Here is a 21,535-nt window from a genome sequence, read left to right on the forward strand (position 1 = left end):
GCCCACCGGCCCCGCGCAGCCAGCGGCCATGGCCAGCGCGCCGCGCCGGTCTCTGGGGGCCAACACCCTGATTGTCATGGCCGGGACGCTTGGTTCGCGGCTTTCAGGGATTGTCCGGCAGCAGATCATCAATGTCTTTGATACAGCCCTGACTGACGCCTTTACCGTGGCAGTCAGGGTGCCCAACCTTCTGCGGGAACTGCTGGCCGAAGGAGCGCTGGTCAACTCGTTTATACCGGTGTATAAGACACTGGACGACACAGAGCGGCGGCGGCTCGCACAGGTCTTCAGCGGGGTGATGATCGCCGTGAACCTGCTGCTGATGGCTCTGGGAATCCTGGCCGCGCCCTGGGTGGTAGACCTGCTGACCTCGACGAATTCCAACGTGGACCGTGACCTGGCGGTGTACATGACCCGGCTGGTCATGCCCTTCCTGATGCTGATCAGTCTGTCCTCCGTTGCCATGGGTCTGTTAAACGCCGACGAACACTTTCGGGAAAGCAGCTTCGCCCCGGTCGCCTTCAATGTGGCCAGCATTGTGGCGCTGCTGCTGCTGCCGGATACGGCGACCTGGCTGGCGTTCGGCTGGCTTATCGGCGGGGTAGCGCAGCTGGTGGTGCAGCTTCCGGCGCTGCGGCGCTTCGGGCTCCTGCCGGCCCCAGCCCTGGGCCGGCATCCGGCTTTGGGCCGGGTGTTGCGGCAGATGGCTCCGTTTACCCTGACGGCAGGCGCACGGCAAATCCTCAATGTCTATGTCACGCGTCTGCTCACGAACGCCGGGCAGTTTCCGGCTGGAACCCAGACCGGCTACGCCAATGCCGAGGCCCTGTTTACCATGGCCAATGGACTGTTTGTCGTGTCACCAGTACTGGCGTTGTTTCCACGTTTCTCTGAGAGGGCGGCGGAGAAGGACTGGCCCGCATTCCGGGCTTTGACCGTGCAGGCCATCCGGACCACCACCTTTTTCGCCGCCATCATGAGTGCCCTGCTGCTGGCCCTGGCACCCTACGCCGTGAGTCTGTTCAACCTGGAGCGGGACTTCGCGCCCACCAAGTTCGAAGCCGGGGCAGGCATTCTGTCCGGCTGGGCGCTGGCTCTGGTGCCCTGGGCCATCGTGACGGTACTTCTGCGGACCTTCTATGCCCGTGAACGCACCCGCGAGGCCGTAATCGTCAGCGCTATAGGATTCGTGCTGGAAGTTGTGTTGTACAGGCTGCTGGTGCCCTCCCTGGGCTTTATGGGCTTCGGGATCAGCACCACCATCAGCGGCCTGCTGATGGCCGGAGCACTGACCTTTATGTACCGCCGCGCCCTAGGCTTTCCGGGACGTGAGGTGGCAGGCCACCTGTTGCGGGTGGTGCCCCTGGCAGCAGCATCGGGGCTGGCGGCATGGGCGGTTTCCCTGGTGTTGCCTGATCCCGGCTTTATCCTGCCTGGCCTGCTGGGCCTTGCTGTGGCCGGCGGTGTGGGTATGGGGGTCTACCTGACCGGAGCTCTGGCCCTGCGCCTGCCGGAAGTGGCCGGGGTCATGCGCCGTCTGAAACGCTGAAGGTCCGTAGGCCAGAAAGATCGCGCCGTGCCTCAGGCCCGGATGCCGATCAGGGCATAGGCCACGAGCGCCAGCTTCTCGCGCAGCAGGTAGCGCAGGTCGGGCCGGGCCCCCAGCGGACTGGCGTTGGCATTGGCGTCGAGCCCCAGGGCACGGGCCAGGGCCAGCGCGCGGGGCGTATGGGCTTCGTCAGTGACCAGGGTTACGGGCGTCTGGGGCGGTAAAGAGGTGCGTGCATTACGCAGGTTTTCAATGGTGGTGCGGCTGCGGGTTTCGGCCAGCAGAGCCTGGGCCGGCACACCATGGAAGGCCAGAAAGGTCACGCCGACTTCCCCTTCGCTGTAGGGATCACCGGGTCGGCGGCCTCCGGTCACGACGATGCGCTCGACGCCGCCCGCACGGTACAGCCGCAGGGCATGGATCAGCCGGCGTTCAAAGGCAGGACTGGGCCGTCCGGCGTACTGGGCGGCCCCGAGCACCACCAGCGTAGGGTGCGGCGTTACAGCCCTTGGCGCGCGGAGACCAGAAGAAAGCACGAAGCTGGCCGCCAGGACAGCAATGATCATGACGGGTAGCAGGGACAACGTGGAGCCTCGGGCGCGCATGACTCTGCGAGCCTAGCATGAAGGAAATGTAAATCCTGTAGCAAAGGGTATTGAGCGCCTCCTGTGCCCAAAGCCACAGCGCAATGAAAGCCTCCTTGTGCGCGGGGAGGGCTGTGCTACCCTCAGCCGCAAGTTTCCAGCTTATGCACGGCACCACCATGGAAGCTTTCAGGGGAGCGTATCAGGGAGATGGCCAGAACCTTAGTGATCGTCGAGTCGCCCGCCAAGGCGAGAACCATTGAGAAGTATCTCGGGAAGGGATACGCGGTGGAGTCGTCCATCGGACACATCCGCGACCTGCCCAAGAGCGCTTCGGACATCCCCGAAAAATACAAGGGCAAGGCCTGGGCCCGGCTTGGGCTGGACATCGAAAACGACTTCCAGCCGCTGTATGTGGTCGCTCCTGACAAGCGTCAGCATGTGGCCAAGCTGCGCAAGCTGGCCGCTGACGCCGACGAGATCATCCTCGCGACCGACGATGACCGCGAAGGGGAGAGCATTGCCTGGCACTTGTTCCAGGAACTCAAGCCCAAGGTGCCGGTCAAGCGCATGGTGTTTCACGAGATCACCAAGGAAGCCATCCAGGCAGCCATTGCGCACCCACGTCAGATCGATACGAATCTGGTCGAGGCCCAGGAAGCCCGCCGGGCCCTGGACCGCCTGTACGGGTACGAAGTCAGCCCGGTGCTGTGGAAAAAGGTTGCGCCCAAACTGAGCGCCGGCCGGGTTCAGAGCGTGGCGACCCGCATGCTCGTCGAGCGCGAGCGCGAGCGCATGCGTTTTGTCAGTGCTACCTGGTGGGACCTGCTGGTGACCGGCAAAACAGGCGACGGTCAGACCTTCCCTGCCCGGCTGACTGATGTGGGTGGTCAGCGCCTCGCCGCCGGCAAGGACTTCGACCCCCTGACCGGCCGCCTGAAGGAAGGCGCAGCCGTGCGGCTGCTGACCGAAGCTGAAGCCCAGGCGCTGACCGCCGGCCTGACCGGTCAGGCGCTGACCGTCACCAGCGCTGAGGAAAAGCCCTTTACGCAGCGGCCCTATGCGCCGTTCATCACCTCGACCCTGCAGCAGGAAGGCAGCCGCAAGCTGGGCTTCGCGGCCACACGCACCATGCGCGCCGCACAGAAGCTGTACGAGGGCGGGTACATCACCTATATGCGTACCGACAGCACCAACCTGAGTGTCGAAGCAGTCACGGCGGCACGCACCCAGGTCACGCAGATGTACGGTCCTGCCTTCCTGCACCCGCAGCCGCGCGTGTACGCCAAGAAGGCCAAGAATGCCCAGGAGGCGCACGAGGCGATCCGCCCGGCCGGCAGCAGTTTCCGTACCCCTGACAGCCTGCGCGGTGAACTGGGTGGAGACGAATGGCGGCTGTACGACCTGATCTGGAAGCGTACTGTGGCTTCCCAGATGGCCGACGCCAGGGGCCGCAGCCTGCGGGTGCGCCTGGGCGGTCAGGCTCAGGGAGGTGAAACGGTCGGTCTGAGTGCTTCCGGGCGGACCATTGATTTCCCTGGATTCCTGCGGGCCTACGTTGAAGGCAGTGACGATCCCAATGCTGCCCTGGAAGACCGTGACACGCCCCTGCCTCCTCTGAAGGAGGGCCAGCAGGTGACGGCCGAAACCGTCAGGCCCGAGAGCCACGAGACCCAGCCGCCAGCCCGCTATACCGAGGCCAGCCTGGTGCAGGCGCTCGAAGCTGCAGGCATCGGCCGACCCAGCACCTACGCCAGCATCCTGGGCACCATTCAGGACCGCGGCTACGCCACCAAGAAGGGTCAGGCACTGGTGCCGACCTGGACCGCATTTGCTACCAGCGCCCTCCTGGAACACCACTTCGGCAAGCTGGTGGATTACGACTTCACGGCGCGCATGGAAGAGGACCTGGACGACATTGCCGGTGGACGGGCCAGCCGGGTGCCGTACCTTCGGCGCTTCTACCTGGGAGATGAAGGTCAGGGCATGGCACTCAAGCCCCTGATCGACCGCCAGATGGGTGAGATCGACGCCCGTGGGATCGCGACCATCCACGTGCCCAAGCTGGACGGCACGGGCATCGAGGTGCGGGTGGGCCGTTACGGCCCGTACATGCAGCGTGGCGAGGACAAAGCGAACCTGCCTGAGGGTCTGGTTCCTGATGAGCTGACGGCTGAGGTTGCCGAAGATCTGATGAGCCGGCCCAGTGGCGACCGCGTGATCGGCACCGATGAGGCCAGCGGGCATCCGGTGGTCGCCCGTGCCGGGCGCTACGGCCCCTACGTGACCCTGGGCGACAGCAACCCACCTGTGCGGAGCGCCAGTCTGTTTCCTGGCGACGACCTGAATACCCTGACCATGGAGCGTGCCCTGCGCCTGCTGAGCCTGCCGCGTCTGGTCGGTGTCAGTGAGGGCGAAGAGGTCTGGGCCATGAACGGAAAGTACGGTCCGTACCTCAAGCGGGGTGGGGACAGCCGCAGCCTCAACAGCCACGAGGAACTGTTCACCGTAGGGCTTCACGAGGCCGAAGCGCTGTTCATGCAGCCACGTTTCCGGGCTCGTGGCGTGGCGGCCGCGCCGTTGCGCACCTTCGAGTTTGAAGGCCGGCCACCCATCCTGCTGAAATCGGGGCGGTTTGGTCCCTACCTGACCGACGGCGAGCGCAACGCCACCCTGCGCAAAGGCGAGGACGAGGACAACCTGACCCCAGAACGCGCCCTGGAAATTCTCGAGGAGCGCGGCAAGGAACCCAAGAAGAAGGCTGGCAAGTCCCCTTCACGCAAGGCTTCCGTCAAACCTGCAGCCGGGAAGTCTGCCAAGGCGGGAAGCAGTACCAAAAAGCCAGCAGCCAAGAAACCGGCTGCCAAGAAGGCAGGCGCAAAGGGCCCAGCCAGCAAATCATCAGCAGCCAAAACCCCACTAACCTGGGCCGAACTCAAGCCGCATCTGGGCGTGCTTTCTGAGCAGGAGCGTGAGCTGGTTACGGCAACCCGCGAGCAGGGCCGCAAGGTAGACGAGGTAGCGCCGGGCCTCGGGCTGGACGTCAAGAAAGCCAAAGGAATGGCGCTGCAGGCCAGCAAGAAGCTCAATCAGGCAGCGCGCGGAGAGTAAATGCCGGCGCGTTCCCGCCCCGAGATACCACAGGCCCTGCATCTGGCTCGGCTGGCGCAGGGCACCCCAGGGCAGTGGGTGGCCCTGCCTGGCGGGCAGGTGCGGTGCCTGAACCTCAACGGCCGGGTAGACGGCCCGGCCCTGGCTGGCTGGCTGGTGTGTCTGACCGGTGAGGCTGTGGTGGACCTGCCACTGAACAACTTCGTATGTCTGCGCGCCAGCGAAAGTTACCGGCTGCGGGCTGAAGAGCCCTGGAGTGCCTTTGAGACCAAGGCAGGCACGGTGCTGCTGCTGATTCCGGACGCCTGATGGATTCATGAAAAGGGGAGAGCCGCATTCAGGCTCTCCCCTTAAGGTTGCACTCCTACTTTTTACGGCGCGCGGCCTTGGCCGCTTCTTTGGCCGCTTTCTGTTCTGCCTTCTGTTTTTCCTGCAACTCGCGGCCCATGTCTTCCATCAGCTGGGCGCCCTGAGCGTCTACCTGGCGCTGCAGTTCCAGCAGCGTGGACATGACCAGATTGTGCAGCATGCGCTCCACGGGCCGGCGCACCCAGCCGTAGCGCACCCGCGCGTTGAGGGTCAGCGTGACGTCCGTCCCCCCGGGCATGGGCTTAAAGCTCCACGCCTGAGTCAGCTTCTCCAGGGGGCCCACATGTCGAACACTTTCCCAGCCTCCACGCTGAGGCGCCTGAAGCTGTCCGTACTTGGCGGTAAAGCTCAGCCCCAGCAGCCGCCGGGCAAACTTGAAGCGCACCAGGGCGTTGTTGGCCAGCCGGCCGTCCCCACCCTGGTAGTCGGCCTTGACGAGGTTGGGGTCCCATTTCACGCGGCGACGGGGTTCCAGCGCGAGACGGTACAGCACGTCCGGGCGGGCGCGCACGACAATGTTCTGCTTGATGTGTATCGACTCGGACATTCCTGAGCGGCAGTCTAGCGCGCCTGCTCGTCCCGGACGGACTGCCCGATGCTCCAAGTGCAGATAAGCCCTTCAGTGCAGATAAGGCCGGGCCGGCAGATGGCTGGCCTTCAGATTGAACCGCTCGGCGTACTTCGCGCCGGTCAGGCGACCAGCCACTGCGCGGGTCTCCAGAAACTGCTCGCGGTTCCAGGTCCAGCGGTAGAAGGCCTGGTAGTACTCCATCACCTCAGCGGCGACTTCCACCGTGTCGGTAATGTCCGTAAACACCTCCGGATACGGGCTGGCCGGTGCGTGGTACTGATAGAAGCGCACCGGTTCCCTCCAGGCCTCCAGGCGGCGCACGTCCTCACCGCTGTCCACGCCGTCACTTCCGCCCAGGTCCGGGGCAGGCGCCATGGGGACGCCACCCCCTTCCTCGTTGATGATCTTGGGAATGCGTGCCAGCGTGATCGCATCAAAGGCGATCTTCGCTGTCATGCGGTGGTCCGGATGAGGATGATCGTCGCTCCAGGTAATTACGGCGTTGGGGCGGAACTGCGCGTACAGCCGCGCCAGTTGCAGGGCCTCACTGCGTGAGCCGGTCATGCGGCTGTCACCCATGTCGAAGAAGTGATGGGACGCGCCGATTTTGCCGGCCACCCAGGCGCCGTGCTCGCGCCGCACGCGGGTGACCTCTTCGTGCGTCTGATCCCCAAACTGGCTGGCCAGCTCGCCCAATGTGGTCCACACCAGCATGACCTCATCTCCACGTGCCGTGTGCTTGGCCAGAGTACCGATACAACCGATCTCGTCGTCGGGGTGGGCAAAGACCGCCATGATTCGCATAGCCACAAGAATAAGCTGCCTGCAGGAGTGCAGGCTCGGAGGGCAGGTGTCTGCAGCCTTCCCCCGTGTTTTTCAGCCAGTGCCTTCAGCGCAACAGGCGCAGCGTCAGCGGGTAGCGGTAGGGCCTGCCACCACTCACGTGAATTACCGCCATCAGCATCAGGATCAGCGGCAGCAGGGCAAGCACCAGCAGAACCGGTAGAAAAAACAGCAGGAAGGCGCCGAACAGTCCCAGCGCAGCAAACGCTCCGGCGGCCGGCTGCCCGGCAGCGCTGCCCACCGCCCCGCCGATCACGCCCAGGCTGAACAACCCAAAGGCCACCAGGCCAATGACCGTGTTATAGATCCATACACTGATCTGAAAATTCACCGCTTCCTTGCCCTGCTCGTCCAGGAGTCGGCTCCGGTCACGGAAGTACAGCCACGCCGCCACCGGCCCCAGCAGCGCGCCGATCCCCGGCAGCACAAAACCCAGCAGTGGAGAAAGGTGCGTCACCAGGGCCGGCGTGCGCTCGGATTCAGGAATGCAGGAGGACGGGGCGCTCATGCTTGACACTACGCCCCCAAGCTGACTACAGTTCCTCGGATGACGGGCAAGCCCTCCTACCGCACCAGCGCCGCGCAAAAAGCGCAGGCGGCTGCCCGTGACCGCCTGCCGATCAAGGCCGGAATTCAGCCTGACGTGCCGGTCTCCGGCGAAGAGGTTGAACTGTACAGTGACGGTGCCTGTGATACGACCCAGGGCCACGGCGGCTGGGCCACCATCCTGAAGTACAGGGGTCAGGAACTCGTGCTGAGCGGCAACGAGGAAGCCACGACCAACAACCGCATGGAGTTGCGCGGTCTGCTTGAAGGCCTGAAAGTCCTCAAGCGGCCCTGTCAGGTACGGGTGGTCACAGACAGTCAGTATCTGCGTAAGGCCTTTACGGATGGCTGGATTCTGAAATGGCAGCGCAATGGCTGGAAGACAGCCGGAGGTGATCCGGTAAAGAACCGCGAATTGTGGGAGGAGCTGATTGCGCAGGCGCGAACGCACGCCCTGACCTTTATCTGGGTCAAGGGACACGCCGGACACGGGGAAAACGAGCGGGTGGATGTGCTGGCCGTCCAGGAACGTACGAAACTGCGTGCGCGCTGAGGGCAGGCCCGCCTCATTGCCTGGCTGAGGCACACCGTGCACAATGCGGCTCAGATCTCTCTGCGGGGAGAAGCGCTGCGGCGCCTGCCCCGAAAGGACGGGTGCCCATGCAGGATCACTGCTCCAGAATGCCTCACCGCCCTTGGTCCTTTGCCTGGAATGTGCGACGGCTCGCAGGTGTGGGGCTGCTTGGTCTGGCTGCCACCGCCTCCGCCGGGGGCAGCGAAAGACGACCGGAACTGCACAGTCCTGACTCCGTGCGGTCGGTCGCAGCCGGCACAGATGGCCTGGGACGCTTTGTGGTTGCCTGGGTCTCACGCCGCACTGAACTGGCTGAAGGCGGAGGCGAGCAGTTGAGGGCTGCCCGGCTGGAAGGCACCCGCTGGCGGCCACTGGGCGATGTGGTCAACGAAAAGCCGCAGTACAACGCTGCGCAGCCTAATGTTCATGCCGGGCTGGGCGGCAGCGTGTGGCTGGACTGGGAAGAAGGCAGCGGCCACGCCCACATCGATTCCTATCTGATGTCCAGCTGGACCGGGAGTGCCTGGACCCGGCCAACGCCGTATGCTCTGCGGCGCAACCTCTCGGACGCGGGACGCTCCCGCTCCCTGGCACTGGACCCACAGAACCGCCCGCTGGTGGGCTGGACCGATATCGGCACCGGTACCCGCAGCATGTATCCCAGTGTGGTGTCGCTCAGGCTCTGGCGGGGCCAGGACTGGGTAACCACGCCCTACCTGAATCTGAACCTGCGGCAGCCGGCCTACATGCCCAGCGTGGCCCAGGTCAACGGGCAGGTCAGCGTCGCGTATGTGGAAGGAGCGACAACCCGTTCCAACCTGTGGGTGCGGCAGTGGACGGGTGACGGCTGGCGCACCCTGGGTGGGCGCGTGAACGTCCGCCCCGATACCTATGTTTTTCGTCCCCTGCTGCGGGCCGATGGGCTCGGCCGGCTGACTGTGGCGTGGCTGGAAGACCTGAATGGGGCAGACGCTCTGTATGTCAGCCGGTGGAATGGGCGTGCATGGCAAGAGCTGGCAAGCGGTCCGGTCAGTCAGGCAGGCAAACACGCCGCCACCGCGTCACTGGCCTTCGACGGACATCACCGTCCGGTCGTGGCCTGGACGCAGGCACCGGATGGTCAGCGTACGGTCCACGCTTCCCTCTGGGATAGGGACCGCTGGAAGCCACTGGGCAGGGGAGCCCTGAATACCAATCCGGGAGCGGACGCAGACCACTCCTCTGTAGCGGCTGGTCGCTACGGCATCCTGGTGGCCTGGAGGGAGTTGCGCGGTGGCGTCTGGCGGCTGCAGACCTGGTTGCAGCCTTGAAGACTCACCCGCCGCATTCCATGTGCACACGAAGCGTTGCCGACCCCCTCGGAAAGTAGCTTCACGAACCTGAAATCCGCTTCGGCAATAAAACCCGGCTGCGTCCTCGTCGGTTTCTGCGGTCATGATCGTCAGCTCCAAAGCCAGCGCGAAGGCAGACAGCAGCGCCCGGCCCGAGCAAAGCCCTTGCCTGTCTCCTGCGGGTCGGTACCAATGTGCAGCCCTCTGCCTGCTTCCCCTGTACCTGGAGCCCGACTGCACACATCACGCGGCCACCGGTTTCCCAGGTAACAATCAGCTGCTGTGAATCGGTCCGGTAGGCTTCCCGGTGGCGTGAAATGCGTACTGCATCAGGAAACATGGCGCGGGCCAGCAGGGTCTGGACCTCCGGGGTCAGAGGCCTACAGAGGCGCATCGCAAGGCACATTTTGACGTCAGAATTCTGTCCTGGGCCATTCGGCGTATCGCGCACCAGAGCGCTTCAAGCCTACGCTGGACCTATGACGCCCTCACCTGTCCAGCCAGCTCCAGATGGGGACAGCTGGCGCACCTTTCTGCGCCTGTGGGCCTCGCAAGCGCTCAGTGTGCTGGGCAGTGGCCTGAGCGGCTTCGCCCTGAACATCTACCTGACCCAGACCATGTTTCCCCTGGAAAACCAGCGGGCGCAGCTGGCGGGCGCACTGTCGCTGACGGCCCTGGGCTGGACGGTTGCGGCAATCGCGGGTGGTCCGCTGGCCGGGGCACTGGCAGACCGTTGGGACCGCCGGCGCATGATGATCACCTGTGATGTGCTGGGCGCCGCATTGCTCCTGGGCCTGACCGGCCTGATCCTGGCGGGCACCCCTCCGGTCTGGGCACTGGTCGTCTTTACCACACTGCTGGGCCTGGTCGGTACCTTTCACGGCTCAGCTTTCGACACCAGCTATTCGGCCCTGGTGCCGCGTGAACGGCTGCCGCGAGCCAACGGCATGATGCAGACGCTCTGGAGTCTTTCGGGGTTGCTGAGCCCCGCACTGGCGGCGCTGCTGATCGGTCTACCGGCTCTGGCGCGCAAAAGTGATGGGCCTCAGTGGCTGTCCGGCTGGAGCAATGGGGTGCCCCTGGCCCTGCTGATCGACGCGGTGTCTTTCGGTGTGGCTGCGCTGGTGATCTGGCGTCTGTCGCTGCCCAGCCCGAAGCGAGCCGACCTGCAGGGCCCGGCTGCGCAGAACACCAGCCTGGGACAGGACATGCGGTTTGGATGGAGCTACATTTTTGCCCGTCGTCCGCTGCTGCACCTGCTGCTGACCTTCGCCGTGGTGAACCTGATGACCAGTGGGGTCGGGGTGCTGCACCCCCTGCTGGTGAAGTTCACGCTGGTGGGTGACATCCAGACTCAGGGCCTGAGCACCGAGACTGCCCTGGCGACCCTATGGACTGCCATGAGTGCGGGTGGGCTGGTGGGCGGCCTGTTGATCAGCGTGTGGGGAGGCCTGAAACGGCAGCGGGTGCTGGGCGTGCTGGTTCCCATGGTGCTCGCCGGCGCTGCGCACGCCCTGAGTGGCGCAGCCGGAACCCTGTACCTGACAGCCGCATGTATCGCGGCGTTCGGCCTTATGACGCCAATCATGAATGCCCACTCGCAGAGCATCTGGCAGTCGCAGGTTCCCCCTGAAATGCAGGGCCGGGTCTTCAGTGTCCGGCGCCTGATCGCCCAGTTCACCTCACCGCTGGCCACGGCAGCCGCTGGCTTACTGGGAGCGCATACCTCTCCAGGCCTGATCCTGCTGTGGAGTGGCGTGGTGATGCTGGCAGTATCTGGCCTGCAACTGCTGAATCCGGCCCTGCGCCGGGTGGATGAGTTGCCTGCTGTGTCCAGGCCAGCAGAAGCAATGGGGTAGGGAAAGGCGCGCTGGGATAGCTTCCAGCGCGCCTTTCAACCGAAATTAGTTGTCGCAGACAGTCAGACCAAGGTGGCGAATACCGCGGTCCTCACGGCGCAGGTCCTGCCAGAACTCGTCACGGAAGACCGGTGGACGGACGTCCAGGGCTGCCATCTGGCTTGAGGTCATAAACCGGGCTTCAACCAGGGTGTCTGATTCATCATCGACCAGATGTGCGCGGGAAAGTGCGCCGCCGACCTCATGACACAGCACGAAGCTTTTGCAGATGCGGCTTTCAGCGTCCGCCAGCTCCTGCAGGTACAGGATGCGCTCGGCGCCCACTTTCAGTCCGGTTTCCTCGTGCACCTCACGTTCAGCGGCCTGCAGGATGCTTTCGTGCCCTTCCAGCCCACCGCCCGGCGGCACCCAGAAGTCGTAGGCGCCCGGCTGGCGGTGACGCACCATCAGCAGCTGGTTGCCACGAAGGACCACGCCTGCGGCGCTGATCCGGTGCCGCAAGGCTCAGCCCTGACGGTCCAACCAGCCAGCCAGCCAGGGGAGTTTGACCTGCACCTTCTCATGTAGGCCACCCCAATAGCGCCGGGACCAGCCTTCGAGGTTGCGCTGTTTGCCCCGGGCCACAGCCATGGCGCCTTCCGGAACATCGTCGTGAACGGTGCTCCCCGCAGCGATAAAGGCGGCGTCGCCGACCACGCGCGGCGCGATCAGGGTGCTGTTGCTGCCGATAAAGACCCCGGCCCCCACCCTGCTCTGGTGTTTGTTCACGCCATCGAAGTTCGCCACGATGGTGCCGGCACCAATATTGGTTTCTGCACCGATGGTCACGTCGCCCAGGTACGCCAGATGTCCCGCTTTGACGCCTGCGTCCAGCTGCGCATTCTTGGTTTCCACGAAGTTGCCGATATGCACGCCCTGCGCCAGCCGGGTGCCGGGCCGCAGCCGGGCAAACGGGCCCACGTCACTGCCGGCTCCGACCTCTGCACCTTCCAGCACGCTGTGGGGTTTGATCACGGTCCCCTCGCCCAGCACGCTGTCGGTCACGATGCTGTACGCGCCGATCGTGACCCCATCTGCCACCCGGGTCTGGCCCCGCAGCATGACGCCGGGCTCCACCGTTACGTCGCGGCCCAGCGTCACGGTGTCTTCGATGTAGATAGTGTCCGGGTCCTGCAGCGTCACGCCAGCCGCCATGTGAGCGCGGTTGATGCGGCGGCGCAGGATGACCCCCAGATCGGCAAGACCCTGACGGTCGTTGGCCCCCAGGACCTCGTCGGCGTCCGTCAGTTTGAATGCGCTGGCCTGCGCTCCCAGGGCGCGGTACAGGCCCAGCAGGTCAGTCAGGTAGTACTCGCCAGCCTTGTTGTCGTTGCCGATCTGGCGCGCCAGTTCAGGCGCACGGGCGTCCATGACGTACACGCCACTGTTGAACTCGCCAATTGCACGTTCCGCTTCCGTGGCGTCTTTCTGCTCCACGATGCGTTCTACCGTTCCGTCCGCGCTGCGGACAATCCGGCCGTAGCCGGTGGCGTCGGCCAGTTCGCCGCTGAGGATAGTGAACGCACCGCCGCGGGCGCGGTGGTCATCAATCAATGCCTGCAGGGTTGCAGTCCGGAGCAGTGGAGTGTCGCCGTACAGCACCAGCACGTCCGCGTCCTGGGTGCCCAGGGCGTCCACACCGCACAGAAAAGCGTGCCCGGTGCCCAGCTGCTGGTCCTGACGCGCAAAGGTCACCCCACTGCCCTCCAGGGCTGCCTCGACCTTCTCTGCGCCGTGGCCAGTGACGACCACCACGTTCCTGGCCCCCAGTTCGCGCGCACTCTTGACGGCCCAGGCCACCATGGGGCGGCCGGCAACCGGGTGCAGCACTTTGGGAAGAGCGGATTTCATGCGGGTGCCTTGCCCAGCCGCGAGGATCACTACGTCCAGCGGACGATTGTTATCTGTCATCACATTCACCTTCTGTGCCAGTGTAACCGGCAGTCCGGTCCTGGTTGGACCTCAGCAAAACAGGAGACGCGTTGATGCGTCTCCTGATGGGATCCCCGCTGCTGTCAGGCCGGTCGTGTGCCTGCCCCCCTGCCCGCAGCCGGGTCCACGCGGGTATCCGGCTGCCTTCTCAGTTTCAGCAGCATCCAGATGCTGACAGCGATCAGCAGGAAGCTGATGACATGGGTTTCTGTAAACAGACCAATGCCGGGGGACTCCAGACCCTGGTTCAGGTAGACCTTGGGCAGCAGAGGATTGAGGCGGAAAGTCTCTTCCCAACCGGCGCGCAGGATGGAATACCACAGCCAGAACTGCCAGAAGGCCCAGCCCGGCTTGCGCGAACGCAGCCAGAAATACGCCGCCACGCTGAGGATGATTCCAATGATCACGCCGTACAGCTGCGCGAAATGCACGGGGGCAGTCATGACCAGCTGACCGCCGATCTGCTGGCAGTACTGCGAGAGATCCAGATCCGGATTTGGGTTGCGGACGCACATGCCGTCGTGGAATGCACGGGCGCTGTCAGGCCAGCGGAAGCCGACCGGCCAGCCAGTCACGCGGCCGACCGTGTCGGTGCCGTTCATGATGTTGCCGATGCGCCCGCCGATGATGCCAAAGGCCACACCGGGCACGCACAGGTCGGCGTATTCGTAAAAATTCATGCGGTACTTGCGGGTGTAGTACAGCATCACCAGAATGCCGCCGATCAGTCCGCCGTGAATGCTGATGCCGCCCTGGCGCAGGTTGACGATGTCCAGCAGCACGCGTGGGAAGGGAATGTTTTCGAACTGGTGCCACGACGTCGCCACAAACACAATCCGGGCGCCCACCAGACCCCAGATAATCATCCACAGGATCATGTCGTTGAACCGGTCAACGTCCAGGCCGCGCTGGCGGGCCATGCGGGTTCCCACCCATACGCCGGCCACGATCCCCAGCGTGATCAGCACGCCGTACCAGGCGATGGTGAAACCACCAATGTTCAGAAAAACTGGATTCATAAGTCGGTGCCAGTCTACCTGCATAAACGCGGCCCTCAGGCATCAACGCTTGAGGGCCGCAGGAGCTGTGGGGAAATTAGAGGTGCAGAGCGGGTACTTCTTCGGGCTCCTGCACGCGGAACACCTTCGACAGGATGACGCCAAGTTCGTACAGCACGTAGAGTGGGACGGCGACCAGCAGCATGCTGCCAGGGTCAGGAGTGGGCGTAAGCACAGCCGCGAACACCATAATCAGCACCAGTGCAATGCGCCAGCTCTTGCGGAGCATCGTGTGATTGATCAGCCCGATACGCGTCAGAATGACTGCCAGAATCGGCATTTCGAAAGCCAGCCCGAAGCCCACAAGGAATGTAGTGACCGTGCTCACATACCCGGCCAGCCCCAGAATCGGTGTGACGGCGCCGTTCAGGAAGTCGAGCAGAAAGCGCACCATGCTGGGCAGCACGAAGGTATACCCGAACGCAGCTCCGGCCATGAAGGCCAGTCCCGCTCCAATAATGAAGGGTGCGGACCAGCGTCGTTCGTGGGCATACAGCCCGGGTGCGATAAAGGCCCACACCTGCCACAGGATAAATGGCAGTGCCAATGCCAGACCCGCCCAGAACGACAGGTTGATACTCAGCATGAACTGGTCCGTGAGGTTATAGGTCACAACCTCGACCCTGTCCTGCTGGTACAGGCGGGAATACCGCAGCGGACCTTTGATCAGGTCAATCAATGGCGTGCGGTACTGAAAGGCGACCACCATCCCGGCAATCAGAAACGCGACACTGATGATCAGCCGTTTGCGCAGTTCTTCGAGATGGTCAAACAGTGGAGCACTCTTGAGGTTGTGTTGCGGGGTGCTGGGCATGCTCATGTGCTGTCGTCCTTACGGCTCAGGAACGGCGGTCGCTGGCCGGGACTGTGCTTTCGGTACTGACTGGCGCACCTGTCACCGGGTCCAGGCGCTGGGAAGGAATATCCGTCACCTGTGGCCGAGGGGGAGAGGGTTCGTGCATTTCCTGCTTGAATTCCTTGATGCCGCGTCCCATGCCCTTGCCGAGCTCCGGCAGTTTGCGTGCGCCGAACAGCAGCGCGATGATCACCACGATCAGAATCAGTTCAAAAGGTCCAAATCCCAACATAGCTTCCTCCTGAGATCACGGCTTCCAGGCCGGACCGGGGTCTTTCTAATATCAGCGTAGCGCCTGAGAGTAAAACGAACGGTTATCTCTGAGCCAGGAGCAGGTGTAACTGCCGTGACAGCTGTACCTAGGGGTATGCAGTACACGTGGAACTGGATCATTTCGTGCGGTGCCAGGAAGCATGCATGAAGTCTTTAACATGATCCATCTGGGCTTGCCGTGCATATGACTTGTTGAACCCGCCGCAAGCGCCTTACCCCCACCGGTGCACGGAAGTTCATAAGGAGACGTGACATGCCCAATATCGGTGCCGCTGAAATTATCATGATTGTTCTGGTCGCCCTGGTGGTTTTCGGACCACGTAAGCTTCCGGAATTGGGCCGTACAGTTGGACAGGCACTGCGCGAGTTTCGCAGTCATACCAGCAGCGTGACCAACGAACTGCGTTCCGGTCTGGACGTCACCCCACCAGTTCCACAGGCCGTTCCTGCAGCTCAGGTTATGGCTGAGGCTCCGGCTGAAGCTGTTGTACCGGTGGCCGCCAAGGCATCGTGAGCTCTGGGTAAATGATGATGCGGTTAGAGGGAACGGTCAGCTGGTACCCTGGGTTTCATCCCATGACTCACCCCGAACCGCACCTCGACCCCACCGACGAAGTGCTGATTGCCCGTATGGCAGCCCGCGACGAAGAGGCCCTCAGAGAATTGCACCGCCGGCATTCCCGGTTGCTGTATGGCCTGGGTCAGCGCATGTTGCGCCATCCCGACGATGTGGACTGCTGCGTACAGGACGCCTTTGTCAATGCGTGGAACCATGCGGCGCGCTTCGATCCATCCCGCGCCCGTGCACGTACCTGGCTGGTCAGTATCGCGCACAACCGTTTTCTACAGCAGCTGAGGGACCGTCCCGATGTTGCCCTGGAGCTTGAAGACTGGGACCAACCGACGCGAGACCCTGACCCTATTGACCGTCTGATGACCGAACGGGCCATGGAAGGGCTGGACAGTACACAGCGTGAACTGATTGAGCTGGCATACTTTCGCGGATATTCTCACTCGGAACTCTCGGCAATGACCGGGCTGCCCCTGGGTACAGTCAAATCGCGGATGCGTACTGCCCTCGACCGGATGCGGGCCAAGCTGAGTCCAATTCACACAGATGTAAAGAAAGGAGGTGAAACCCAATGACCGTTCAGTCTGATCAATTGCTTGCCTACGCGTTAGGGCAACTCGACCCAGTCGAGACCGCCCAGATGGAAGCGGCGCTACAAGCTGATCCTGCCCTGCAGGCGGAGCTGCAGCAACATCTGGACGCACTGGCGACCCTGCTCGACGAGCTGGACCTGTCTACTGTCGAAGTGCCAGCTGACGCCGAGGAACGCCTTCTGGCACGAGTGCGTGCCGAAGGAGCAGCGCCTTCCCTACAGACCGAGACAGCTTCATCTGCTCCTGCTGCTGGACCTGCTCCTCTGGAATCTGGTTCGAATGCTCTCCCGGTTCGCAAAAAGGCGTGGTGGATCCCGGCAGGGCTCTCTCTGGCTGCCGCATTGGCCCTGGCATTCTTCCTGCGTCCTGCCGAAGATCCAGTCAGCCGTTATGCCAGGCTTCCAGGAGCAGTGGCCCAACCCATCGGAACGCCTGAAGAGCAGCTGGGCACCATAGTGCGCCTGACCGATGGCCGCGTCTACGTACACCTGAAGCGTCCACCTGCAGACGGCCGCACCTATCAGCTGTGGCAGATCAAAGATGGTCAACCAGCGTCCCTGGGCGTGTTCTCAGGCGATGGCCTGCTGACCGAGGGCCTTCCGCAAGGGGTCACGCTGGCGGTCAGTGTGGAACCTCTTGGTGGAAGTCCACAACCGACCACTCAACCGCTGTTCGCTCAGCGTGTATAGCTGAAGGGCCCGTAGTGGACTCACCGCCTTTGCGCCGCCCCTGGATCCCTGGGGGCGGCGCTTTCTTGATGTGGATCTTCATCCCTCGTTCATACAATCTGGCAGCAGTGATCCAACTGAACTGTGGCTGCATACAAGCAGGGTGAAGGCAAACGCGACCGCGGTGCGGCCCCTCCCTTAGGGCAGGTCCAGCTGCAGGTTCACGCTTGACCCTCACGTCCAGCGTCCTGGTCCTTTCCCTTTTTCCGGAGGTTTCCACCATGAGTAACGACAACAGCACCACCCCAGGCCAGAGCACCCGCCGTAAGTTCCTTGGTATGGCAGGATTGATGGGCGCCGGCGCCGTGTTGAGCGGCTGCACCAGCGTTATGGCTACGCCCAAGGAAAAAACCAACCTTGACGCAACCATCTTCAACTTTGCACTGAACCTGGAATACCTCGAAGCGGCCTTCTACCTGGCAGCCGTGGGCCGTCTGGGCGAACTCGACGCTGCAGGCGGCAGCAGCGCACGCGTCTCCCTCCCCGCTGGCTTCAACGGTATGAACGGCACCGGCATCTCCACCCTGAGCCCCGAAATTCGCGCCATCGCCAACGAGATCGCTACTGACGAGCTCGCCCATGTGAAAGTCATCCGCGCGGTTCTCGGTAACGCCGCTGTTGCACAGCCCCAGATCAACCTGTCCACGGCGTTCCAGGCCGCTGGCAGCGCCGCGTCCGGCGGAGCCATCACTGGCTTCGATCCCTTTGCCAACGAACTGTTCTTCCTGCACGGCGCCTTCATCTTCGAAGATGTCGGTGTAACCGCCTACAAGGGCGCTGCACGTCTGCTGGTCGACGACAAACCCGCTGGGAACCTTGAGAACGCCGCCGGTATTCTCGCTGTCGAGGCCTACCATGCAGGCGCCATTCGCGCGCTGCTCAACCAGCGCCGTGGCACGGCAGTCACCGCCTCCCTGAATGTTGAGGCAGTCGTAGGTGCTATCAGCAACCTGCGTGACGCCGTAGACGGTGCGGACGACCGTGATCAGGGCATCAGCCATATCGGTGCCGGTGCCAACATTTCGTCCAACATCGTTCCTACCGATGCCAACGGCATTGCATACAGCCGTACGCCCCGTCAGGTTGCGAACATCGTGTTCCTCGACACAAGTGGCAAGGCAGGGTCGGGGGGCTTCTTCCCCAACGGCCTCAACGGCAACTTTGGCGCTATTCTCGCGCTCTGATCCACCTTTTAAAATTCAAGGAACTGCCCCGGAGTTTAACTCCCGGGGCGGTTTCCGTTTACGAGGGATAATTCGCTTCAGATACTCCAGCCGCCGTCCACCAGGATTTCTTGCCCCGTAATGTATGCCGCTTCATTCGTGGCGAGAAAGGTAATGGCTGCAGCAACTTCACCCGGCTCTCCGAAGCGGCGGGCAGGAATGCGGACCTGGAGTTTTTGGGCTTCGGCAGGATCGGAATGGAGCTTTTGAAGACGCTCGGTGGCCGTGTATCCAGGTGCGACCGTATTACAGGTCACGCCGTCGGCAGCCACCTCCAGGGCCAGGGTCCGCAGATGGTTGGTCACCCCAGCGCGCAGGGCGTTGCTGACCGGCAGGTTGAGGGCTGGGCGCCCGACCGCCAGGCTGGTAATGGCGATGATCCGGCCCCAGCCACGCTCCCGCATCCCTGGAAGCGTGGCGCTGGCCAGGCGAACGGTGCTCATAAAAGTCGTCTGGATGCCCTGCGCCCAGGCTTCTTCAGTCACTGCGCTGGGCAGACTTGGGGGCGGCCCACCGGCGTTGCTGACCAGAATATCTACGTCGCCCGCAGCAGCCACGGCGGCCTGTACGCCCTCCAGGGTGCTCACATCAGCCACGACCCAGCGGGCACCTATAGCCTCAGCTGCCGGGCGCAGCGTGTCCTCATGGCGTGCAGCTACGGTCACTTCGGCGCCCTGTTCAATCAGTTGCTGCGCAGCCGCGAGGCCAATGCCCTTGCTTGCGCCCGTGACCAGGGCGCGCCTACCTTCCAGTCGAAACAACGTCATACGGCAGGGTAACGCTTACAGACGCTACGCTGCGCCGCGTGAAGCCCTTGATCGTGGTGGCCACCGCCGGGGAAGCGGCCCGGTTACATAGCCTGACTGCCCGTGTCGTGGTCTCAGGCGTGGGGCCGGTCGCTGCTGCCCTGGCGACTGCCAGCGCCCTTGCCAAGCAGCCCGCCCCCTTGGTAGTCAGCACCGGAATTGCGGGGGCATTCCCGTCAAGTGGCTTGCAGCCGGGAGACCTTGCGGTCTCCAGCCTTATTGTTCAGGCGGATCTGGGGGCCTGGGAGGGCGATCAGTGGCTGCCTCTGGACAGGCTAGGTCTTTCGATCCACCCGGCAGTACTGCACCATGCTGAATTCGAGGTCTGGGCAGGGGCCAAAGGCATTGCACGTGAACTCGGCGCAGGCTTTGGCCCCGCCCTGACCGTCTCGTCGGTGACGGGTGATCATGCCACTGCTGCCCGCCTGGAAGCGAGGTATCCGGGTGCACAGACCGAGGGCATGGAGGGTGCCGGGGTAGCTCACGCTGCACTGTTGGCTGGTGTGCCGGTAATTGAGGTCCGTGGAATCAGCAATCTGGTCGGTCCTAGAGACCGCCGTGCCTGGAAAATTGGTCCTGCCCTCGACGCTGCTCAGACAGGTGTCGCTGCTCTTCTCCAGCACCTGAATTGAGGGAGTCAGTCACAGTGCACGACTTGCGTCCAACAAGTAAGGACGCTGTTCTATATCAGGTGTGGCTCTGTTCCTGACTCTCCATCACCGTGCCGATCAGCGCCCGCATCATCAGAAAGCCGACCGCGAAAAACAGCAGGGGTGTCAGGTTCACGCTGACCTCGGCGTCCTTTTCAGGCTCCAGGGCATTCTGCTTTCGGTACTTGATCATGGCGGCAGCGTAGCCCGCAGGGTCTGCGGAGGGACAGGCCCAGGGCTTATTGAACTGTTCAGACGTTCGCCTTCAGCTCCTGGCCATGCGCGTCTCGTTGCGCGCCGCTGCACCCACGCGTTAGAACCGCTGACGTGACTGATACTGAGCCCGCATCCACTGATTTTCAGGACCCCCCCGGCCGCATGAAGGCTCTCAGCAAGCAGGAGTCCAGAGCGGGCATCTGGATGGTGGACACCGAGGTCCCCAGGCCCGGACCCAACGACCTGCTGATCCGGGTCAAAAAGGGCAGCATCTGCGGCACCGACGTCCACATCTACAAATGGGACGAGTGGGCGCAGAAAACCATTCCGGTGCCTATGGTGGTAGGTCACGAGTACGTGGGCGTGGTGGCCGCTATGGGCAGCGAGGTTCGCGGTTTCAATGTGGGCGACCGCGTCAGTGGGGAAGGCCACGTCACCTGTGGACACTGCCGCAACTGCCGGGCCGGTCGCCGGCACCTGTGCCGCAACACGCTCGGTGTGGGGGTCAACCGTCCCGGGTCCTTTGCGGAGTACCTGGTGCTGCCAGCCTTCAACGCCTTCAAGCTGCCCGACGATATTCCCGATGACGTCGCTGCCATCTTCGATCCTTTTGGCAACGCGGTTCACACGGCCCTGAGCTTTGATCTGGTCGGAGAGGATGTGCTGGTTACAGGCGCCGGTCCTATCGGCGTGATGGCGGCTGCAGTGGCCCGGCACGTGGGCGCACGCAACGTGGTGATTACCGATATCAACGACTACCGGCTGGATCTGGCGCGCAAAATGGGCGTGACCAGGGCGGTCAACGTCACCAAAGAAGACCTGTGGTCCGTGGCCCGGAACGAACTGGGCATGACTGAGGGGTTCGATGTCGGCCTTGAAATGAGCGGATCGGGGCCTGCCTTCGCGCAGATGGTCGATGTTATGAATAACGGTGGCAAAATTGCCCTGCTGGGAATACCCAGCGGTGACGTGCGCATCGACTGGAACGCCGTGATCTTCAAGATGCTGACCATCAAGGGAATCTACGGCCGTGAAATGTTCGAGACCTGGTACAAGATGGCCGCCCTGATCCAGTCGGGTCTGGACCTGAGGCCCATCATCACGCACCACTTTGGCATCGATGACTTCCAGCAGGGCTTTGATGCCATGCTCAGCGGTCAGAGCGGCAAGGTCATTCTGGACTGGGAAAAACGGTAGACTTTGCAAATGACACGTCAGGTACAGGGATGGTGGTGGCCCGGTTCTCCCGGGTG

23 protein-coding genes are annotated in these 21,535 nt (G+C 63.2%); 12 read left to right on the top strand and 11 right to left on the bottom strand.

Annotated features, from left to right (window positions below; genetic code table 11):
* Window positions 1-28: 28 nt before the first annotated feature.
* Window positions 29-1,549 carry a murein biosynthesis integral membrane protein MurJ gene (gene murJ / locus DEIDE_RS04285; protein WP_012692719.1) on the top strand — a complete coding sequence of 507 codons (1,521 nt, stop codon included), beginning with the start codon at window positions 29-31 and terminating at the stop codon, window positions 1,547-1,549.
* Between the two features lie 32 nt (window positions 1,550-1,581).
* Here the strand turns inward: murJ and DEIDE_RS04290 are convergent, their stop codons facing one another.
* Complete coding sequence (locus DEIDE_RS04290) at window positions 1,582-2,154, bottom strand: YdcF family protein (RefSeq protein WP_012692720.1); 573 nt, start codon at window positions 2,152-2,154, stop codon at window positions 1,582-1,584.
* A 189-nt stretch (window positions 2,155-2,343) separates the two neighbouring features.
* Here DEIDE_RS04290 and topA point away from each other — a divergent pair, with 189 nt between their 5' ends.
* Both topA and DEIDE_RS04300 read left to right on the top strand, forming a co-directional pair.
* Window positions 2,344-5,244 carry a type I DNA topoisomerase gene (gene topA, locus DEIDE_RS04295; protein ID WP_012692721.1) on the top strand — a complete coding sequence of 967 codons (2,901 nt, stop codon included), beginning with the start codon at window positions 2,344-2,346 and terminating at the stop codon, window positions 5,242-5,244.
* Window positions 5,245-5,553 (top strand): hypothetical protein, encoded by a 309-nt coding sequence (locus tag DEIDE_RS04300; RefSeq protein ID WP_012692722.1) that lies wholly within the window; start codon window positions 5,245-5,247, stop codon window positions 5,551-5,553.
* Window positions 5,554-5,608: 55 nt separating this feature from the next.
* Here the strand turns inward: DEIDE_RS04300 and DEIDE_RS04305 are convergent, their stop codons facing one another.
* The 3 genes from DEIDE_RS04305 to DEIDE_RS04315 form a co-directional block, all read right to left on the bottom strand.
* Complete coding sequence (locus tag DEIDE_RS04305) at window positions 5,609-6,160, bottom strand: SRPBCC family protein (RefSeq protein WP_012692723.1); 552 nt, start codon at window positions 6,158-6,160, stop codon at window positions 5,609-5,611.
* 72 nt (window positions 6,161-6,232) lie between these two features.
* Window positions 6,233-6,988 carry a PIG-L deacetylase family protein gene (locus DEIDE_RS04310; RefSeq protein WP_012692724.1) on the bottom strand — a complete coding sequence of 252 codons (756 nt, stop codon included), beginning with the start codon at window positions 6,986-6,988 and terminating at the stop codon, window positions 6,233-6,235.
* An 85-nt stretch (window positions 6,989-7,073) separates the two neighbouring features.
* The gene (locus DEIDE_RS04315; RefSeq protein WP_041227081.1) at window positions 7,074-7,535 is read right to left on the bottom strand and encodes a DUF4870 domain-containing protein; all 462 of its coding nucleotides are present in this window, start codon (window positions 7,533-7,535) and stop codon (window positions 7,074-7,076) included.
* 39 nt (window positions 7,536-7,574) lie between these two features.
* Here DEIDE_RS04315 and rnhA point away from each other — a divergent pair, with 39 nt between their 5' ends.
* The 3 genes from rnhA (at window position 7,575) to DEIDE_RS04330 (ending at window position 11,337) form a co-directional block, all read left to right on the top strand.
* Complete coding sequence (gene rnhA, locus DEIDE_RS04320; RefSeq protein ID WP_012692726.1) at window positions 7,575-8,126, top strand: ribonuclease HI; 552 nt, start codon at window positions 7,575-7,577, stop codon at window positions 8,124-8,126.
* Between the two features lie 128 nt (window positions 8,127-8,254).
* The gene (locus DEIDE_RS04325) at window positions 8,255-9,457 is read left to right on the top strand and encodes a hypothetical protein (protein ID WP_012692727.1); all 1,203 of its coding nucleotides are present in this window, start codon (window positions 8,255-8,257) and stop codon (window positions 9,455-9,457) included.
* 500 nt (window positions 9,458-9,957) lie between these two features.
* A complete protein-coding gene (locus DEIDE_RS04330; protein WP_012692728.1) occupies window positions 9,958-11,337 on the top strand; it encodes an MFS transporter in 1,380 nt (459 codons plus the stop codon).
* 45 nt (window positions 11,338-11,382) lie between these two features.
* Here the strand turns inward: DEIDE_RS04330 and DEIDE_RS04335 are convergent, their stop codons facing one another.
* From DEIDE_RS04335 to DEIDE_RS04355, 5 genes are all read right to left on the bottom strand, one after another.
* Complete coding sequence (locus DEIDE_RS04335; protein ID WP_012692729.1) at window positions 11,383-11,838, bottom strand: NUDIX domain-containing protein; 456 nt, start codon at window positions 11,836-11,838, stop codon at window positions 11,383-11,385.
* A 3-nt stretch (window positions 11,839-11,841) separates the two neighbouring features.
* Entirely contained in the window at window positions 11,842-13,287 is a 1,446-nt protein-coding gene (gene glmU, locus DEIDE_RS04340; RefSeq protein ID WP_012692730.1) for a bifunctional UDP-N-acetylglucosamine diphosphorylase/glucosamine-1-phosphate N-acetyltransferase GlmU, read from the bottom strand.
* A gap of 104 nt (window positions 13,288-13,391) precedes the next feature.
* A complete protein-coding gene (gene lgt, locus DEIDE_RS04345; protein ID WP_012692731.1) occupies window positions 13,392-14,327 on the bottom strand; it encodes a prolipoprotein diacylglyceryl transferase in 936 nt (311 codons plus the stop codon).
* Between the two features lie 76 nt (window positions 14,328-14,403).
* Window positions 14,404-15,186, bottom strand: coding sequence for a twin-arginine translocase subunit TatC (gene tatC / locus DEIDE_RS04350; protein ID WP_012692732.1), 783 nt, complete (start codon window positions 15,184-15,186; stop codon window positions 14,404-14,406).
* A gap of 19 nt (window positions 15,187-15,205) precedes the next feature.
* On the bottom strand, window positions 15,206-15,454 hold the full coding sequence (locus DEIDE_RS04355) for a twin-arginine translocase TatA/TatE family subunit (RefSeq protein WP_012692733.1): 249 nt from the start codon (window positions 15,452-15,454) through the stop codon (window positions 15,206-15,208).
* Between the two features lie 294 nt (window positions 15,455-15,748).
* On the opposite strand from DEIDE_RS04355, the gene DEIDE_RS19740 reads away from it, so the two are divergent.
* From DEIDE_RS19740 to DEIDE_RS04375, 4 genes are all read left to right on the top strand, one after another.
* Window positions 15,749-16,009, top strand: coding sequence for a twin-arginine translocase TatA/TatE family subunit (locus tag DEIDE_RS19740; protein ID WP_012692734.1), 261 nt, complete (start codon window positions 15,749-15,751; stop codon window positions 16,007-16,009).
* A gap of 62 nt (window positions 16,010-16,071) precedes the next feature.
* Window positions 16,072-16,641 (top strand): RNA polymerase sigma factor, encoded by a 570-nt coding sequence (locus DEIDE_RS04365; RefSeq protein WP_012692735.1) that lies wholly within the window; start codon window positions 16,072-16,074, stop codon window positions 16,639-16,641.
* Window positions 16,638-17,348 (top strand): anti-sigma factor, encoded by a 711-nt coding sequence (locus DEIDE_RS04370; RefSeq protein ID WP_041227086.1) that lies wholly within the window; start codon window positions 16,638-16,640, stop codon window positions 17,346-17,348. The genes DEIDE_RS04365 and DEIDE_RS04370 overlap by 4 nt, the downstream gene beginning before the upstream one ends.
* A 260-nt stretch (window positions 17,349-17,608) precedes the next feature.
* Complete coding sequence (locus tag DEIDE_RS04375) at window positions 17,609-18,571, top strand: ferritin-like domain-containing protein (RefSeq protein ID WP_012692738.1); 963 nt, start codon at window positions 17,609-17,611, stop codon at window positions 18,569-18,571.
* Between the two features lie 77 nt (window positions 18,572-18,648).
* Here DEIDE_RS04375 and DEIDE_RS04380 read toward each other — a convergent pair whose 3' ends face one another.
* Window positions 18,649-19,377, bottom strand: a complete 729-nt coding sequence (locus DEIDE_RS04380; protein WP_012692739.1) for an SDR family oxidoreductase — start codon at window positions 19,375-19,377, stop codon at window positions 18,649-18,651.
* A gap of 38 nt (window positions 19,378-19,415) precedes the next feature.
* On the opposite strand from DEIDE_RS04380, the gene mqnB reads away from it, so the two are divergent.
* The gene (gene mqnB, locus DEIDE_RS04385) at window positions 19,416-20,048 is read left to right on the top strand and encodes a futalosine hydrolase (RefSeq protein WP_012692740.1); all 633 of its coding nucleotides are present in this window, start codon (window positions 19,416-19,418) and stop codon (window positions 20,046-20,048) included.
* A 55-nt stretch (window positions 20,049-20,103) separates the two neighbouring features.
* Here mqnB and DEIDE_RS19360 read toward each other — a convergent pair whose 3' ends face one another.
* Entirely contained in the window at window positions 20,104-20,259 is a 156-nt protein-coding gene (locus tag DEIDE_RS19360) for a hypothetical protein (RefSeq protein WP_012692741.1), read from the bottom strand.
* Between the two features lie 185 nt (window positions 20,260-20,444).
* Between DEIDE_RS19360 and tdh the strand changes: the two genes are divergently transcribed.
* Window positions 20,445-21,479 carry an L-threonine 3-dehydrogenase gene (tdh, locus tag DEIDE_RS04390; RefSeq protein WP_012692742.1) on the top strand — a complete coding sequence of 345 codons (1,035 nt, stop codon included), beginning with the start codon at window positions 20,445-20,447 and terminating at the stop codon, window positions 21,477-21,479.
* Window positions 21,480-21,535: the final 56 nt, after the last annotated feature.

The organism is Deinococcus deserti VCD115, assembly GCF_000020685.1.
Taxonomy (GTDB): domain Bacteria; phylum Deinococcota; class Deinococci; order Deinococcales; family Deinococcaceae; genus Deinococcus; species Deinococcus deserti.